The organism is Thalassotalea sp. ND16A (genome assembly GCF_000764205.1).
In the GTDB taxonomy this organism is placed as follows: Bacteria; Pseudomonadota; Gammaproteobacteria; order Enterobacterales; family Alteromonadaceae; genus Thalassotalea_A.
On sequence record NZ_JQDZ01000049.1, the window covers coordinates 1 to 2295 of the forward strand.

The 2295-nt window shown below is 46.3% G+C and carries 2 protein-coding genes; both read right to left on the reverse strand.

From position 1 onward, the window contains the following. Positions 1-103: 103 nt before the first annotated feature. Positions 104-838: an IS21-like element helper ATPase IstB gene (istB, locus tag ND16A_RS09890; RefSeq protein WP_327144390.1), complete on the reverse strand. Its 735-nt coding sequence runs from the start codon at positions 836-838 to the stop codon at positions 104-106. Between the two features lie 9 nt (positions 839-847). After that, positions 848-2295, reverse strand: a 1448-nt coding sequence (gene istA / locus ND16A_RS09885; protein ID WP_033077487.1) for an IS21 family transposase, incomplete at its 5' end; no start/stop codon positions are given.

Here is a 2295-nt window from a genome sequence, read left to right on the forward strand (position 1 = left end):
TGCATATTCCGGCGAACGTGAACACCGATTCCGGTTTATCGTGAACACCTGAATTTTTAACGCGTAACCTTCTTTAATTTTTAGCGCAAGTGTTCACGATGCGTCAACTTTTAATTGTTTTTCTCATAGATTCTCCTTTCAAATTTATTCGATGAGCATTGTGCATTAGGCGATCTAAGATCGCGTCAGCGAGAGTGTTGTCACCAATCGATTGATGCCAGGTATCAGTCGGCAGTTGGCTGATAACAACGGTCGAGTTTAAGTTGTATCTGTCTTCCATAATTTCCAGCAAGTCATTTCGCTGTGATGCCTTGAGAGATTCTAGCCCCCAGTCATCAAGGATCAGTAGTTTCACTTTCGCAATATTTTTGAGCAAACGTTGATAAGTGCCATCTGCTTTGGCTTGTGTCAGGTTGAGTAACAGCCGAGATATGCGGAAGTATTTCACGCTGAAGCCCTTTAAGCAGGCTTGGTGACCAAGGGCGCAAGCAATGTAAGTTTTGCCGCTACCACATGGGCCAGTGACTAGCAGATTTTGGCCTTTACTCAGCCAGTCGCACACGAGCAGACTGGCTACCTGGCTTTGTTTTAAGCCTCTAGGGTGTTGGTAGTCGATATCTTGCGGCGTACTGTTTAGTTTGAGTTTTGCCGCGCTTATCAATCGTTGTTGTTTTCGATGTTCTCGGTCAAGGCATTCGTGTTCCAGCAACAAGTTTAACCGCTCAATGAAGCTTAAGCCTTCGTAGGTGGACGGCTGTTCTTGCTGCTGGTTTAGCGCCGTTACCATGCCTGACATTTTTAACTGACGAAGATTGTCGATGGTTTGATTTATCATGATAGGTATCCTCTAGTGGAAGTCTTTTGGGCCACGAACATTTTCATGTTCCTGCGGCAAGATAGTGGCAGGCTCATCATCAAGCGGTAACGTGTCGAGGTTGCTGATGAGAATGGATTTGATTTGTTTTACCCGATCCAGGCCTTGCTTGTTGGCAATACCACACGCGGTGTTTAGCCGCTCGGTTGGGTAACTCCGACTTAGGTTTAGCAAGCCTAAGCAGCTCCGGTAAGCTTGTTCCGGATGTTGCTTACTCTTGAGCTGATTTTCCACCCAACATTTTACGTTATCACCAAGGTCTGCACCCCAGCGAGTCAACCGCTCTGGCGTCCATTGTTGGTGTTTGCTATGGCGTTTTGGCATATGCGCCGGCTCAGTGCTAGTGCCAGGGTGATGCTTTCGAGGATGACTGGCAATGACGTTATTTTGAAACAGAATTTGCAGTAGTGAGTCACTGGCATGCAGCATCACTTTTTCACCCACTAAGTGATGTGGTACCGAGTAGTGATGTTTATCGTATTGAACGTGATAATCGATATTAACCTTAGCGGGTTTGATATCAATAAATTGATACGGATGTTTCGGCAGTGGATTTAACGCAGGTTTATCAAGCTCAGCGAAAGCCTCAGCACGACAACCTGGCAATTGTTTGAATGGTTTATTATTCACCTGTTCAAGCAAGATTTTAATCGCGTGATTAAGCTCTGCCAAGCTGAAAAAGGTTTGGTGACGAAGAACAGCCAATATCCAACGTTCGATGATTTGCACACCAACTTCCGCCTTGGACTTGTCCTTTGGCTTATAGGGTCTTGCCGGAATAACGGCAACGCCATAATGGTCCGCCAGTTGCTGGTAACTAGGATTGGTATCTGGGTCATATCGGCAGGCCTTTGTGACTGCACTCTTTAAGTTGTCCGGCACAACGATTTCCGGTACACCACCGAAGAATTCAAAGGCTCGGACATGACTGCCTAACCAGTCTTGCAGGGTTTGCGAATAGGTCGCTTCGGCGTAGGTATAATTTGATGCGCCGAGCACGGCAACAAATATTTGGGCAAAGCGTATTTCGCCGCTATGTGGGTCAACAACGGGCATAGTTTGCCCGGCATAATCAACAAACAGCTTTTCACCGGCAATATGAATTTGCCGCATCGAACGCTTCTGCTTTTTCAACCAGTGTAAGAAGCGATCGCAGAACTGAGAATAGCTGTAACAACGATTTGGAAACTGAGTGCAATACTCTTCCCACAGCAGCATCTTGGTGACGCCTTTTCGGCTCAGCTCTTTACGAACATACGGCCAGTCTGGCAACTCAAAGCGTGATGACTGACGAATATCGGCTTGAGGATAAAAAAGCTTTGCCAGTTCACCATCATTCATATCGTCAGGCAATGGCCAACCAAGCCTTAACTCTCTGGCTTTAGTTAACAGCTTTTGGATCGCACCAACACTGATTTTTG